This window comes from Stenotrophomonas sp. SAU14A_NAIMI4_5 (genome assembly GCF_003086795.1).
In the GTDB taxonomy this organism is placed as follows: domain Bacteria; phylum Pseudomonadota; class Gammaproteobacteria; order Xanthomonadales; family Xanthomonadaceae; genus Stenotrophomonas.
This window is the reverse complement of sequence record NZ_CP026003.1, coordinates 78,054-92,507: the sequence shown is the minus strand read 5'-3', so window position 1 is coordinate 92,507 and position 14,454 is coordinate 78,054. Positions and strand designations below refer to the sequence as shown.

The 14,454-nt window shown below is 69.5% G+C and carries 13 protein-coding genes; 3 read left to right on the top strand and 10 right to left on the bottom strand.

From position 1 onward, the window contains the following. Positions 1-25: 25 nt before the first annotated feature. The 10 genes from C1925_RS00365 to C1925_RS00320 all read right to left on the bottom strand — a co-directional run bounded on the left by C1925_RS00365 (position 26) and on the right by C1925_RS00320 (position 10,720). Complete coding sequence (locus C1925_RS00365; RefSeq protein WP_108767198.1) at positions 26-1,123, bottom strand: GDSL-type esterase/lipase family protein; 1,098 nt, start codon at positions 1,121-1,123, stop codon at positions 26-28. A 103-nt stretch (positions 1,124-1,226) separates the two neighbouring features. Continuing rightward, positions 1,227-1,982, bottom strand: coding sequence for a 2-dehydro-3-deoxy-D-gluconate 5-dehydrogenase KduD (gene kduD, locus C1925_RS00360; RefSeq protein ID WP_108745609.1), 756 nt, complete (start codon positions 1,980-1,982; stop codon positions 1,227-1,229). A gap of 81 nt (positions 1,983-2,063) precedes the next feature. Further along, a complete protein-coding gene (gene kduI, locus C1925_RS00355) occupies positions 2,064-2,912 on the bottom strand; it encodes a 5-dehydro-4-deoxy-D-glucuronate isomerase (RefSeq protein WP_108767197.1) in 849 nt (282 codons plus the stop codon). Positions 2,913-3,153: 241 nt separating this feature from the next. Continuing rightward, positions 3,154-4,212, bottom strand: coding sequence for a LacI family DNA-binding transcriptional regulator (locus tag C1925_RS00350; protein ID WP_108767196.1), 1,059 nt, complete (start codon positions 4,210-4,212; stop codon positions 3,154-3,156). Between the two features lie 38 nt (positions 4,213-4,250). Beyond that, a complete protein-coding gene (locus tag C1925_RS00345; RefSeq protein ID WP_343125662.1) occupies positions 4,251-5,801 on the bottom strand; it encodes a family 43 glycosylhydrolase in 1,551 nt (516 codons plus the stop codon). Positions 5,802-5,877: 76 nt separating this feature from the next. Next, complete coding sequence (gene pelA / locus C1925_RS00340) at positions 5,878-7,026, bottom strand: pectate lyase (RefSeq protein ID WP_108770565.1); 1,149 nt, start codon at positions 7,024-7,026, stop codon at positions 5,878-5,880. After that, on the bottom strand, positions 7,023-8,306 hold the full coding sequence (locus tag C1925_RS00335; RefSeq protein ID WP_108767194.1) for a TRAP transporter large permease: 1,284 nt from the start codon (positions 8,304-8,306) through the stop codon (positions 7,023-7,025). Before C1925_RS00335 ends, pelA begins: the two co-directional genes overlap by 4 nt. A 3-nt stretch (positions 8,307-8,309) precedes the next feature. Continuing rightward, on the bottom strand, positions 8,310-8,840 hold the full coding sequence (locus C1925_RS00330; protein WP_108767193.1) for a TRAP transporter small permease: 531 nt from the start codon (positions 8,838-8,840) through the stop codon (positions 8,310-8,312). 10 nt (positions 8,841-8,850) lie between these two features. Beyond that, the gene (locus tag C1925_RS00325) at positions 8,851-9,852 is read right to left on the bottom strand and encodes a TRAP transporter substrate-binding protein (RefSeq protein WP_108767192.1); all 1,002 of its coding nucleotides are present in this window, start codon (positions 9,850-9,852) and stop codon (positions 8,851-8,853) included. Positions 9,853-9,892: 40 nt separating this feature from the next. Continuing rightward, positions 9,893-10,720 carry a 2-keto-4-pentenoate hydratase gene (locus tag C1925_RS00320; protein ID WP_108767191.1) on the bottom strand — a complete coding sequence of 276 codons (828 nt, stop codon included), beginning with the start codon at positions 10,718-10,720 and terminating at the stop codon, positions 9,893-9,895. A 174-nt stretch (positions 10,721-10,894) separates the two neighbouring features. Between C1925_RS00320 and C1925_RS00315 the strand changes: the two genes are divergently transcribed. From C1925_RS00315 to C1925_RS00305, 3 genes are read left to right on the top strand one after another with little or no spacing between them, the layout of a single operon-like run. Beyond that, positions 10,895-11,914: an alpha/beta hydrolase gene (locus tag C1925_RS00315; protein ID WP_108770564.1), complete on the top strand. Its 1,020-nt coding sequence runs from the start codon at positions 10,895-10,897 to the stop codon at positions 11,912-11,914. Further along, the gene (locus C1925_RS00310) at positions 11,911-13,536 is read left to right on the top strand and encodes a carboxylesterase family protein (protein ID WP_108767190.1); all 1,626 of its coding nucleotides are present in this window, start codon (positions 11,911-11,913) and stop codon (positions 13,534-13,536) included. The genes C1925_RS00315 and C1925_RS00310 overlap by 4 nt, the downstream gene beginning before the upstream one ends. A gap of 1 nt (position 13,537) precedes the next feature. Then, positions 13,538-14,395 (top strand): rhamnogalacturonan acetylesterase, encoded by an 858-nt coding sequence (locus C1925_RS00305; RefSeq protein ID WP_108767189.1) that lies wholly within the window; start codon positions 13,538-13,540, stop codon positions 14,393-14,395. Positions 14,396-14,454 lie beyond the last annotated feature (59 nt).

Here is a 14,454-nt window from a genome sequence, read left to right as displayed (position 1 = left end):
AGTCGAGCAAGCTCGACTCTACGGTTCAACGCGGGTACGCCAGCAGCACCACCAGATCCTCCTCACCCACCTGCTGCAGCGCATGCGTGCTGCCCGTGCGGGTCAGCAGCGCGTGGCCCGCGCGCACGTCGTGCTGCTTGCCATCCAGCACGTAGCTGCCCTGCCCGCTCACGATGTAATAGATCTCATCCTTGTGCTGCGGGTGCAGGCCGATGCCCGCGCCCTTGTGCAGCACGCGCTTGCGCAGCACGAACGGCAGGTCCGTCGCGTCGGCGAAGAACGGGTACGCGGTGGTCGGACCGGCGCCGCCATGCGGGCCGGGCTGCATGCGTGCAACCGTGTCTTCATGCAGCACCTGCGAGGGTCGCTGCGCATCGGCGCCCTGCCCTGCGCCCATTACATCGCAGTCGATGTCACGCACCAGCGCCGGTTTCAGCGCCGGCAGCAGCGGCACCGCCTCGCGCAGCACCAGGCAGGCCACCGCATTGGCACCGGCCACGCTGAAATGAGTGCCGTCGGCCTTGTTCTGCTCGGGCACGAACAGGAAGTACGGACGTGCGCCCTGCTCGCCCAGTGCACGGATCCAGCGCGTGCTGCGATCGTTGAGCTCGATCAGCGCGACGTGCTCGCGCGCCGCCAGCTGCTGCATCGCCAGCGTGTAGCGCGCGTGCGTATCCAGCAGTGAACCGAAGTCGTACAGCAGCCGCGCCACCGGCGTGACCAGCACCGGCGTGGCGCCCTTGTCGCGCGCCACCTGCACATAGCGCATCAGCAAACGCGGGTAGTCGGTGTCCGGATCGGTATAACGCGTGCGGTCTTCGAACTTCGCGTCGTTGTGACCGAACTGGATCAGCAGCACATCGCCGCGAAGAAGCTCGCTGGCGATCGCCTCCAGGCGCCCTTCGTCGATGAAGCTGCGCGTGCTGCGCCCGCCCCTGGCGTGGTTGTGTACTTCGAAGCGCGCCGGGTCCAGGTAGCTCTGCAGCGCCTGGCCCCAGCCCGCCTGCGGCGCACGTTCCGGCCCGTACTCGGCGGCGGTGGAATCGCCCGCGATGAACAGCCGCACCGGCGCCGCCTGCGCGGTGGTGCACGAGAGCAGCAACAGCAGCAACAGCCTTCGCATCGCGGGCCCCCGGTAGTGTCGGCCGCTGGCCGGCAACCTCATGAACGATGGACGCATCGCCTTGATGCCGGCCAGCGGCCGGCACTACGCAGACACGTGCGCCTCAGCGCGCCAGCCAGCCACCATCGACCGGCAGCACGGCACCGTTGATGTAATCCGATGCCGACGACGCCAGGAACACCGCCGCACCGGCCAGGTCTTCCGGGTTGCCCCAGCGGCCTGCCGGAATGCGCTCGAGAATCGCCTTGTTGCGGTCCGCATCGGCACGCAGGGCGGCCGTGTTGTCGGTGGCCATGTAGCCCGGCGCGATGGCATTGATGTTCACGCCCTTGCCCGCCCACTCGTTGGCCAGCAGACGGGTGATGCCGGCGATGCCGCTCTTGCTGGCGGTGTACGACGGCACGCGGACGCCGCCCTGGAACGACAGCATCGAGGCGATGTTGATGATCTTGCCGTGGCCCTGTTCGATGAAGTGGCGGCCGGCGGCCTGCGAGATGAAGAACGCAGACTTGATGTTGACGTTCATCACGTCGTCCCAGTCCTGCTCGCTGAAGTCCACCGCATCGGCGCGGCGGATCAGGCCGGCGTTGTTGACCAGGATGTCCAGCCCGCCCAGGCCTTCGATGGTTTCGCGCACCACGCGCGCCACCGGCTCGATGCTGATCAGGTTGGCTTCGATGGCCAGGCAGCGGCGGCCCAGCGCGGTGATCTTTTCGATGGTCTCGGTGGGCGGGGCGATGCCGGCCACGGCGACGTCGGCGCCAGCGGCAGCCAGTGCCACGGCGATGCCCTGGCCCAGGCCGGTATTACCACCGGTTACCAGAGCGACTTTGCCTTCCAGGCTGAAGGGATTGGCCATTGCGTATGCGTTCCTTGGTAGAGGCGAGCGGGGAGTGCGGCGACGGCCGCCGGCACGCGGTGCGCGGCGGCCGGGCAGGGCTTACTTGAGCTGGCAGATGTCCAGCACGTGCATGTCGGTGTAATCCAGGTTCTCGCCGCCCATCGCCCAGATGAAGGCGTAGTTGCTGGTACCGGCACCCATGTGGATCGACCACGGCGGCGACACCACCGCTTCGTTGTTCTGCATGACGATGTGGCGCTGCGCGTCCGGTTCGCCCATGAAGTGGTAGACGCGGTCGTTGGCGCCCAGGTCGAAGTAGAAATAGACCTCGCTGCGGCGGTCGTGCAGGTGCGGCGGCATGGTGTTCCAGACGCTGCCCGGCTTCAGCACGGTCAGGCCCAGCAGCAGCTGCGAGGACTGGCAGGTGGCCGGCACGATGTACTGGTAGATGGTGCGCTCGTTGCTGGTTTCCAGCGCGCCGCGGTCCAGCGCCACGGCATCCTTGATCGACAGCTGCTTGGTTTCGAAGCGCGCGTGGGCCGGGGTCGAGGCCAGGTAGAACTGCGCTGGGTTGGCGGCGTCCTGCGAAGCGAACACGACGTCCTTGCTGCCCATCGCCACGTACAGGCCGTCTTTCGGCCCCAGGGTGTAGACGGTGCCGTCGACGGTGACCGTACCGGTGCCGCTGCCGACGTTGATCACGCCCAGCTCGCGGCGCTCCAGGAACGGGTGGCCAGCGGCCGAGGCCGGTTCGGTCTGTGCCGGCAGGGCCAGCGGGGCATCGACCGGGGCCGCGCCGCCGAGCACGAAGCGCTCGTAGTGGGTGTACTTCAGGGTCACCTGGCCGGCATTGAACAGGCCGTCGAGCAGGTACAGCTCGCGCAGCTGGTCGTTGCTGGCGCCCTTGATGGCGTCGGGATGGGTGGCGTAGTGGGTCTTGCAGTACATGGCTTCTCCAGAGCAGGGGGCGGGCCGAAGGGTTCGGCCCCGGCGCGGTTCGCGGTCGATTCTAGCGACGTTGGTAACCGGTGTCATTTTGCGCCGCACGATAGCGGGGCTGGCCGGGTGGGGTGAGGTGGTTGGGGGGCAGGCAGGCGAAGTGTCACGACCAACGGTCGTGACCTACCGGATTGAGGCCCTAAGGTGTCGCGACCAACGGTCGCGACCTACAGGACTGATGCCGCAGGCATCAGTCCTCCGGCGGCTGGCAGGAGTCGCGGACGATCAGGTGCGGGCGCACGCTGGCGATCTGCAGCGCGGCCTGGCTGTCGGGCTGGATCAGCATCGCCGCGGCGGTGCGGCCGGTGTCGCGGGTATGGCGGCGCACCGAGGTCAGCGACGGCCACAGGCGCGAGGCCAGCGGGCTGTCGTCGTAGCCGACGATGGACAGCTGGCGCGGGATGTTGATGCCCGCACGCAGCGCCACCTTGTAGATGCCGGCGGCCATTTCATCGTTGCCGGTGAAGATGGCGGTCGGCCGGCGCTTGCCCAGCAGCAGCTTCTCGGCGGCGGCCACGCCCGATTCGAAGGTGTAACCCGCCTCGATGATGCGGTCCTTCGGCAGCTCGATGCCGCGCTGGGCCAGCGCGTCGATGAAGCCGGCGGTGCGTTCGTGCGCCGAACGATAGGCGCTGGGGCCGGTCACCAGGGCGATCTCGCGGTGGCCCAGCGAAAGCAGGTAATCAGCCGCTTCGGCCGCACCGTCGCGGTCGTGGGTGACCACCATCTGCGAGGTTTCATCCAGCGGCAGCGCGGCCACGCGGGTGAAGCGGCAGCCGATCTCGTCCAGCATGTCGGCCAGCGCCTGGTCTTCGGAGGCACGCGGCACCAGGATCACCCCGTGCAGCTTCTGCTGCTGCACGAAGCGGCGCACGCCGTCGATGTAGCCCGGGCTGCGGCTGTCGCAGGGGTGCACGACCAGTTCGAAGCTGGAACCGCGCAGCGCGTCCAGCGCGCCGTACTGCATGTCCACGATGTACTGGGCGGTCGGGTTGTCGTAGACCATGCCGATCAGGAAGGAGCGGCGGAAGGCCAGGCCACGGGCCAGCGGATCGGGCGTATAGCCGACCTCGCGCATCAGCGCCTCGACCTTGTCGCGCGTGTCCTTGCGCACCAGGGGCGAGTTGTTGATGATCCGTGAAACCGTTTTCTTCGATACTCCCGACAGTCGCGCGATGTCGTTGATCGTGGCGGCCTTGCCCTTCGCCAATGCCGGCGTGGCGGCATCGTTCTTGTTGCGCACTGACATGTAGTGAACCCGGTAAGTCTGGGGATTCCAGCGCGCGCTCAGTCCAGCGCGCGATAGCGGAAGCTGCGGAAGGTTACCGCACCGTCGCCGGCCGCATACAGCGCCGGTTTCAGTGCCAGGAACTTGCCAGCCACATTGTGATGGTAACCGGACACTTCCATCTGAACCGGGTACTTCTCCCAGCGCTGGCCATCGGTGCTGGAGTGGATCGTCACGATGTGGCGGTTGTTGGTCACCCGCAGCCACAGCTTGCCGCCCTTTGCGCTGGCCGCCAAGCGGGTGGGGCGCTCCTCGCCGTAGCGATGCATGATGAACTTCTCGCCGTTGCTGCCCACGCCCACGTACAGGCGGTCGCTGTAGAACAGCAGGGCGCCGCCCACCGCGCCCGGGGCGATGTCCATCTCCACCTCGAACTGGTAGGCCTTGTCGCCGGCGATGGCGGTCAGCGGCGAGCTGTCGCGAGGGGTCTCGCCCTTGCCCTGCAGCACCAGGCCCTGGCCGCTGAAGCCCAGTCGCCGGTACTCGTCCTGGGCCGGGTTGAAGAACGACCACTGCGGGCCGAGCGCCGTGCCGCGGAAGTCGTCGGACAGGGCCATGCCATGCGTGCCCACCGATTCACCGGACGGCTTGCGCAGCGGCTGGCCGAGGTCGCCGCCCTTGGCCACGAACCAGCCATCGGCGGTCCACTCGATCGGCTCCAGCAGGGCCTGCCGGCCCAGCGTCCAGTACCCGTTCTCGTAGCCGTGGTACATCATCCACCAGCGCCCGTCGGTGCCTTCGATCACCGTGGCATGGCCGCGCGACCACCAGGGTTCGGCGGCCGACTGGGTGCGCATGATCGGGTTGTTGGGCGCGTTCACCCACGGCCCATGGATCGAGCGCGAGCGCGCGGTGATCACCATGTGCCCGGTCGGCGGGCCAGCAGTGCCGCCCACGGCGGTGGTCATGTAGTACCAGCCGTCGCGGAAGTGGATCTTCGGGCCTTCCTGCGCATAGGCCTCCACGTCCCAGCTCTGCGGGTACTTCCAGCCGTCGTAGACGTGCTTCGGCGTGCCGACCACGCTCAGACCGTCGTCGGCCAACTGCACGTAGTCGCCGCCACTGAGGAACAGGTAGCGCTTGCCGTCCTCGCCCACGGCATGGCCGGGGTCGATGTAGCCGCCCAGGCCGATGTCGATCGGCTCGCTCCACGGCCCCTTGATGCTGTCGGCCCAGACCACGAAGTTGCTGCGGCTGTCGCCGGTGCGGGCCGGGAAATAGATGTAGTAGCGGCCGTCGTGCTTGACGATGTCCGGCGCCCAGATCGCGCCCACGTTCTTCGTGATCGCATGGCCCAGCGGCTGCCAGTTCACCAGGTCGCGCGAATGCCAGATCGGCAGGCCGGGGTAGGCATCGAACGAGGACAGGGTGAGGTAGTAGTCCTGGCCGTCCTTCAGCACCGACGGATCGGGGCGGTCACCGGCGAACACCGGGTTGAGGAAGGTGCCGTCGCCGAGGTCGGCCTGGCGCTGGTTCTCGATGCCACGCTTCCACGACGTGGCGGGTGCCTGCGCCTGCGCTTGCGCGAGGGCGGGCACGGCCAGCAGCAGGGTGGCGGCAAGCAGGGACTTCAGAGCGGTGCGCGACAGCATCGGGTTCCTCCGTGGTGCGGGTGCAGTGTCAAAGTCAGGGGGCAGGGCGGCCAATGCGGGCGCGCCAGGCGGGCGCGTCGCGGTCGAGCAGGGCCTGCGGCCAGGTGCCATACCAGTGGTAGCCGGTGCGGCGCTCGCGGCCGACCTGTTCATAGGTCTGCAGGCGTTCGCCCTGTCGGTTGGCCAGCACCACGCTGTTGTCGGCCAGGTCGTGGAAGCGGCCCCACAGCAGCGGTGCGGCCGGGTCGGCCAGCAGGCGGCGATCGACGGTGCTGCGGTGGTGGGCGAACTGTTCGGCCGGTGCGTCGACGGTCTGCAGGCGCAGGCCGTGCAGGGCGTTGGCCTGGAACCACGCCAGCGCGCCCTCGATGGCCTGCACCGTCTGCGGCGACGGATCGGGAATGGACATCAGGTAGCGCACCACGCCCACGCTTTCGTCGGTCACCAGCGCGGCCAGTTCGAATCTGCGTCCGGGCGCCGGCTGCAGCGTGGTGGCATCGTACTGGCCGGCCCAGAGCGTCGGCTGGCCGTGCTGGCGTACCTGCAGGCGCAGCAGGCAGGCATCGCCGCGCTGCACCGCCGCGGCCACCCGCGCGCGGCGCGCGGCGTCGACGAAAGCGAAGCGCGGTGCGTCCTGCACCTGGCGCAGGGTGGTCAGCACGCCGCTGGTGACGTCATCGGCGAAGGTGATGCGGTCGTGGTAATCGGTGCGCGCCGGCACCGAATGTGGCCAGCCGCCACAACTGCGGATCTGCTGGTCGAGGATGAAATCCAACCCGCGCAGTGCGGCGTCGCGATAGCGGCGGTCGTTGCTGCGGGCGAAGGCTTCGGCGAGGTAATCGACCTGGGTGTAGGTGGTGCGGTTGTCGAAGCTGCCGCCGGGCTCATCCTGGGCCGCGCGGGCCGCCTCGCGCGCGGCGGCGTCCAGCACCCGCAGCGGGTCCTGGTTGACCGGCCAGCCGCCGGAGCGGCGTTGCAGCAACAGCAGGTTGTCGGCGATCTCCCGGTACTGCTCTGGATCCAGCCGTGCGTAAGCGTCCGCATGGCCGCTGCGCCAGTGGTTTACCCCGTCGTTGAAGCTGCCCACCGGGATGGCAGGCGTTGCCGCCGGCGGCGCGGCATGGGCCGCCGTGGCGGCCATGCCCACACCCAGCAGCAGCGGCAGCGCGCGGCGCCGGATCATGCGCGCAACGCGGCCGGCAGCCACAGCGACAGCTGCGGGAAGAAGGTGACGATCAGCAGCACCGCCAGCGCGGCGAACCAGAACGGCCAGATGGTGCGCATGCTCTGGCCGACAGTGATCTTGCCGATCGACGTACCGATGAACAGCACCGAGCCCACTGGCGGCGTCACCAGGCCGAGGCCACCGGTCAGTACCAGCACCAGGCCGAAGTGGATCGGATCGATGCCATAGGCCTTGGCCACCGGCAGGAAGATCGGCGTGCAGATCAGGATCATCGGCGCCAGGTCCATGAAGGTGCCCAGCAGCAGCAGCATCACCACGATCATCAGCAGCACCATGAACTGGCTGTGCGCGAACGACTGCAGGAAGTCCACCGCAGCGGTCGGCACCTGCAGGTAGGCCAGCAGCCAGCCGAATACCGCAGCGGTGGCGATGACGAACAGGATGACGCCGGTGCTGCGCGCAGCATGGATGACCGTGTCGAAGAACTCGCGCCAGCGCAGCTGCCGGTACAGCACGGTGGTCACCAGCAGGGCGTAGACCACGGCGATGGCCGCGCTCTCCACGGCGGTGAAGATGCCGGCACGGATACCGACGAAGATCAGCGCCACCAGGCCCAGGCCGGGCAGGGCGGAGATCACGCGCAGCAGCACCGCGCGCCAGCCCGGGAAGATTTCCACGCCATAGCCGCGGCGGCGTGCCACGGCGTAGCCGGTCAGCATCAGGGCGACGGTCATCAACAGTGCCGGCACGATGCCCGCAGCGAACAGGTCGGCGATGGACAGGCCACCACCTGCCGCGGCCGAGAACAGGATCAGGTTGTGCGAGGGCGGCACCAGCAGCGCCACCAGCGCGGCGGTGATGCTGACGTTCACCGCGAAGTCGCGGTCGTAGCCGCGCTTGACCATCTGCGGGATCATCGTGCCGCCGACCGCCGAGACATCGGCGATGGCCGAACCGGACACGCCGCCGAAGAACAGCGACGACAGGATCGACACCTGGCCGAGGCCACCGCGCATGCGGCCGACCAGCGAGGACGCCAGCGCGATCAGGCGCTCGGAGATGCCGCCGCGCATCATGATCTCGCCGGCGAAGATGAACAATGGAATGGCGATCAGCGAGGCCGAGCCGGTGCCGGCCGAGATCTGCTGCACCAGCACGATGCTGGGGATGTCCAGGTAGAGCAGGGTGGCCAGCGCGGCCGCGGCCAGTGCGTAGGCCACCGGCACGCCGAGCAGTAGCAGCACGGCGAATACGGCGAACAGGATGGTGATGCCCATGGGTCAACGATCTCCTTCAGCGTCGTCGCTGCCAGCGTCGCTGGCCTGCAGCGCTTTCCACGCACGGTTGAGTGCGAACAGCACCATCAGCGCACCACCCACCGCCAGCGGCAGGTAGTTGATGCTCTGCGGCAGGTTGGCGCCGGCGGTCTTGATGTCCATCCCGTCCAGCAGCAGGTCGGCCGACCAGAAGGCGATGAAGCCGCCCAGCACCGCCACCACCAGCTGCACCAGCACGTCCACCGCGCGGCGCAGGCCGGGGCCCATGTAGGCGTGCAGCAGGAAGAAGCCGAAGTGGCGGTTGGTGTGCACGCCACAGGCCGCACCCAGGCTCATCGCCGTGGCCAGCAGCAGCAGGGTGACCGGCTCGGTCCAGCTGGGCGAATCGTTGATGACGTAGCGGGCGAACACCTGCCAGCCCTGCACCACCACCAGCCCGAGCAGGGCGGCGACGGCGCAGTAGATGGCGATGTCGGCGATGCGGTCCAGCAGGCGCTGTCCCGGCCCGGCGGCGGGCGACAAGGTCTCGGTCATGGCAGGTTCCTCAGGCAGCGCGGATGCGGTCGACCAGCGCGGCGATGTCCGGCTGTTGCAGGTACTCCTTCAGCAGCGGCTGGGCCGCGGCGCGGAAGGCGGGCATGTCCACTTCGTTGGCTTTCACCCCGAAGTCGAGCACCGCGCGGCGCGCAATGCTTTCCGATGCATCCCACTGTTCGCGCATCACGCCCACCGAAGCACGCGCGGTGTGCAGCAGCAGCTGGCGGTCATCCGGCGAAAGGCGTTCGAAGCTGGCGCGCGACATCAGCAGCACGTCCGGCGCGTAGGAGTGATCGCTCTGCGACCAGTAGTGCGCGGCCTCGAAATGACGGCTGGAGTGGAAGCTGCGCATGTTGTTCTCGGCACCATCGATCATGTGCGTTTCCATGCCCGAGAACGTATCGCCCAGCGACATCGGCGTGGGGTTGGCACCGAGCAGGCGCATCAGCTGGATGAAGATGTCCGAGGAGGCCACGCGCAGCTTCAGGCCATGCAGGTCCTTCGGCGAAACGATCGGATGCTTGGTGTTGTAGAAGCAGCGCGCGCCGGAATCGTAGATCGCCAGGCCGATCAGGTCGCGGCTTTCGAAACCGCGCAGCACGGCCTCGGCCACGCCGTCGTCCAGTGCGGCGCGCTGGTGCGCCACCGACTTGAACACGTACGGCAGGCACAGCGCCTGGGTCAGCGGGAAGGCGTTGTTCAGTGCACCGGCGTAGACGCGGGTGATGTCGATGGCACCGAAACGGGCCATGTCGATCGCTTCCGACTCGCGGCCGAGTTGGCCCGAGTGGTACTGGCGCAGCCGCAGGCGGCCGCTGGTCTCGCGTTCCAGCGTCTCGCCGATCCACTTCACCGCAGTGACGGTGGGGTAGTCGGCCACGTGCACGTCGGTGGCGGTCAGCAGGGTGCCGCCGTCCACGCCAGCGGCCGGCCCGCGGCCACAGGCCGCGAGCATCGGCGTGGCCAGGGCTGCAGCGCCACCGGCCAGGAAATTACGTCGTGTGATCATCTGCGCCCTCCCGCGCGTGTTCACCAGGGCTGGCCGGCGGTCATCCCGCTGGCACGGCCCGGCAGGCAATGTCGCCGAAGCCGGCGAAACGCACCAGCGCGGTCTGCCCGGCGGTGATGTCATGGATGCCGGTGGCGTTGCCGGTGGCGATCAGGTCGCCCTTGCGCAGCGGCCGGCCACGCAGCGCCGAACGGGACAGCGCGAACGCATAGGCGGCGCGCAGGCCACCCGGCAGGCGCGTCGCACCACCGGTGCCGACCACTTCGCCTTCGATCAGCGTCTCGGCACGCAGCGAGGTTTCGTCGCGTGCGGTCCAGTCGACGATCTCCGGCCCCAGCACCAGGCCGTTGTTGTTGCCGAAATCGGACACCACCACGCGCGGGCCGAGTTCGTTGATGGTGGCCAGCGGGCTGCTGGCCACTTCCACGCCGATGTACAGGCGCGCGGGCAGGGCTTCAGCCTGTTCCGGCGACCAGTGCAGTTGTCCGGCCGGAGCGTCCTCCAACAGCTCCAGCACGTACTCCGCTTCGACCGCGGCAAAGCCGCCGACGAACACCGGAATGTCCGTTGTTCCACCGGTAGCATTTTTCAGTTGACGAGAGAAAACCGGGCCCAGCAGGCGGTCATCCGCGGAGACATCACGGCGCTCGGCGGCGATGTAGCCCACTTTCCAGCCGACCACGCGGTCATCCCAGGCGGCGATGGCCAGGTCCTGCACCTGGTAGGCACCCACCAGGGTGTCCGGGATGGTGCCCGGGAATGCGGCCAATGACTGCCCGGCGCGGCGGGCGGTGGTGAAGGCCTGGGCGATCGCGGCCGCATCGTCCGGCGGCGGCGTCTGCCCATGTGTGCCGTGTTCGTTGCTCAAGAACGGTCTCCCTGTGTTTGTTGCACTGCCCATCGACAGCGTCTGCAGGAGGTGTATATGGTAAACCGGTGTCATCGTGCAAGCCGCAGCGCATCACGTGCTGCCACCGGATGCACCAGGCACCCTGTCCCCGTCCTGCCGGAGCCGTTGCCTGCCATGCGTCTGCGTCCTGTCGTGCTGTTGTTGTGCGGGCTGTTGCTGGCCCTGCCGTTGACCTCCACCGCCGCGCCGCCGCGCGACAACGAACGCCCCGGCCAGGAGCTGGCTGGCGAGCGGATCGCCCTGTGGCCGGACGGCCAGGTTCCCGGCGAGCAGGGCCCGGCGCGGCCGGCGCGGGTGGTCGAGCGCAGCAGCGACCCGGCCCACCCCGACCGCTACGTCGACCAGGTCGATGCGCCCTACCTGCTGGTGCATGCACCGGCACGGCCGAACGGGCGCGCGCTGCTGGTCATCCCCGGCGGCGGCTACCAGCGCGTGGTGATCGACAAGGAAGACAGTGCGCTGGTGCCGGAATGGGTGGACCGCGCCGGCTACACCCTGTTCGTGCTGCGCTACCGCCTGCCGCAGCCCGGCCGCGACCGCCAGGCCGCGCTGGCCGACGCGCAGCGCGCGCTGCGGGTGGTGCGCGGGCAGGCCGCGCGGCGCGGTCTGGATGCCGGCAGCGTCTCGGTGATGGGCTTTTCCGCTGGCGGCCATGTCGCCGCGCGTCTCGCCACTGGTTTCGATACCGCGGTGTACCCGGCACGCGATGCCATCGACCGGCTGAGCGCGCGCCCGGCGCGCGCGGTGCTGGTCTATCCGGTCATCGACATGGGCGCGCATGCGCACAGTGGCTCGCGCGGGCGCCTGCTCGGCGAGCACCCCGATGCGGCGCTGGCCGCGCAGTACTCGATGCAGCAGCAGGTGCGCGCGGACATGCCGCCGACCCTGCTGATCCACGCCAACGACGACCGCGTGGTGAGCGTGCACAACAGCGAGCTGATGGCTGCGGCACTGGCCGACGCCGGGGTCGAGCACGAGCTGCACCTGTTCGCCCACGGTGGGCATGGTTTCGGGATGCGCGTGCCGGCGGGGTCGACGCTGGCGGTGTGGCCGCTGCTGGCGGAGGCGTGGCTGGCAGCTGCGGGTGAGACGGGGGTGGGGTCAGAGCCCCTCTCCTCTGGCGAGGGGATCCGACCCCGGGGTAGCCGATGAACACCGCGCCGAACGATCTGCAGCGCCGCCGTTTCCTGCGCGACAGCGCGCGCTGGGCACTGGCCACGGCCACCGTGGCGGCACTGCCGGCCGCGCTGGCGGCACCCGGCCCGCGCGATGACGCCCAGGTGCTGGCACGGGTGCGTGGCGGGCGGGTGCGCGGCCAGCGCGAACAGGGCGTGCTGGTGTTCCGCGGCCTGCGCTACGGCGCGGACACGGCCGCCTACCGCTTCCAGCCGCCGCGGCCCGAAGCGGCCTGGCGCGGCATCGCCGACGCGCTGGAGTACGGCGCGGCGGCAGCGCAGGGGGGCGCCGAAGGCCCCGGCAGCGAGGACTGCCTGTTCCTCAACGTGTGGACGCCGGCGCTGGATGCGCGCGCGCGGCGGCCGGTGCTGGTCTACATCCATGGCGGCGGCTTCAACAACGGCTCCGGCAGCGACCCGCTGTACGACGGCAGCGCGCTGTGCCGGCGCGGCGACGTGGTGGTGGTCACCCTCAACCATCGCCTGAACACCTTCGGCTACCTGTACCTGGGCGCGCTGGGCGACCCCCGCTACGCCGCGTCCGGCAATGCCGGCCAGCTGGACTTGGTGCAGGCGCTGCAGTGGGTGCGCGAGCACGCCACGACCTTCGGCGGCGACCCGGGCAACATCACCGTGTTCGGCCAGTCCGGCGGCGGCGCCAAGATCGCCACGCTGATGGCGATGCCGGCCGCACGCGGCCTGTTCCAGCGGGCGTGGACGATGAGCGGCCAGCAGGTCACCGCCGCCGGCCCACGCGCGGCCGCACAGCGCGCGGCGGTGGCGATGGAGGCGGTGCACGCGCCGGACCTGGCCGCGCTGCTGCGCCTGCCGGCCGCCGATCTGCTGGCCGCCACCCGTGCCCGCGATCCGTCGCGGGTGGAGGACACCGCGCTGTACTTCGGGCCGGTGCTGGACGAGGTGGTGCTGCCGGTGCATCCTTTCTGGCCACAGGCACCGGCACAGTCGGCCGCCATCCCGATGGTGATCGGCAACACCCACGATGAAACCCGCGCCTTCCTCGGCAACGACCCGGGCAACTTCGCGCTGGACTGGAACACCCTGCCGGCGCAGCTGGAAAAACAGCAGTTCGTCGACCTGCTGCCGTCGGTGGTGATCGAGCACTACCGCCGCCTGTATCCGCACTACACGGCGTCGGAGGTGTTCTTCGCGGCCACCACTGCCGGGCGCTCCTGGCGTGGCGCGGTGGAGGAACTGGAAGCGCGTGCGCGGCAGCCGGCCGCGGCGGCGCCGACCTGGTCCTACCAGCTCGACTGGCCCTCGCCGGTGGAAGAGGGACGCCTGCGCGCCTTCCACACCTTGGACATCCCGCTGGTGTTCGACAACGCCGGCCTGCCCACGGCGCGCACCGGCGGTGGCGAAGACGCACGTGCACTGGCGGCGACCATGAGCGACGCGCTGATCGCCTTCGCCCGCCACGGCGACCCCAATCATGCCGGGCTGGCGGACTGGGCGCCGTACACCCTGCCGCAGCGGCGCACGATGCTGTTCGACGTGCGCAGCCGCGGCGCCGACGACCCGCGCGGTGGCGAGCGCGAGCTCTACCAGCGCGTCCCCTTCCTGCAACGAGGTACTGCCTGAGATGCGCCTGCTGCCTGTCCTGTTTGCCCTGGCCGTGGCCGGCGCGGCCCACGCCGCGGTCGACCCGTCGATCAGCGACCGCCCGGCACCCACGCCGATCCGCGCCAGCAAGATCGTGCTGGTCGGCGATTCCACCACCGCCGTGCAGGGCGGCTGGGGCCCGGCCTTCTGCGCCGACCACGTGACCTCGTTCGCCGCCTGCCTGAACCTGGCGCGCGGTGGCCGCAGCACCTACAACTATCGCGCCGAGGGTTCGTGGGCGCTGGTCGAGGCGGAGATGCGCACGCCGGGCTACGCCGCCACCTGGGTGCTGATCCAGTTCGGCCACAACGACCAGCCTGGCAAGCCGGGGCGCTCGACCGACCTGCAGCATGAGTTCCCCGACAACCTGCGCCGCTATGTGCAGCAGGTACGCGCGGCCGGCGCCAAACCGGTGCTGCTGACCCCCCTGACCCGACGCCAGTTCGCCGATGGTGTGCTGGTGGACGACCTGGCACCGTGGGCCGACAGCGTGCGTGCGGTGGCGCGCGAACTGCAGGTGCCGCTGGTGGATCTGCATGGCCGCAGCCGCGCCCTGGTGCAGGCGCTGGGGCCGGTGGCGGCGATGCGGCTTGCGCAGGCACCCGCCACGCAGGCGCAGGTGGCCAGCGCCCTGGGCGGCAGCACGGTCGGCGCCAGCCCGTCCCTGGCCGGCGCGCCAGCTTCGGTGCAGAACGCCGCGCTGGAACCGATGGGGCAGGCCAAGCAGGCCTTCGATTACACCCATCTGGGCGACGAGGGCGCACGGGTGTTCGCCACCCTGGTGGCCACGGAACTGGCGCGCGAGGTGCCGGAGCTGCGCGCACTGCTGCTGCCATGATGGCGGCAATATCGCTTAATTGCATCTAATTGCGCCTAACGTTGTCGCAATTCGCATTA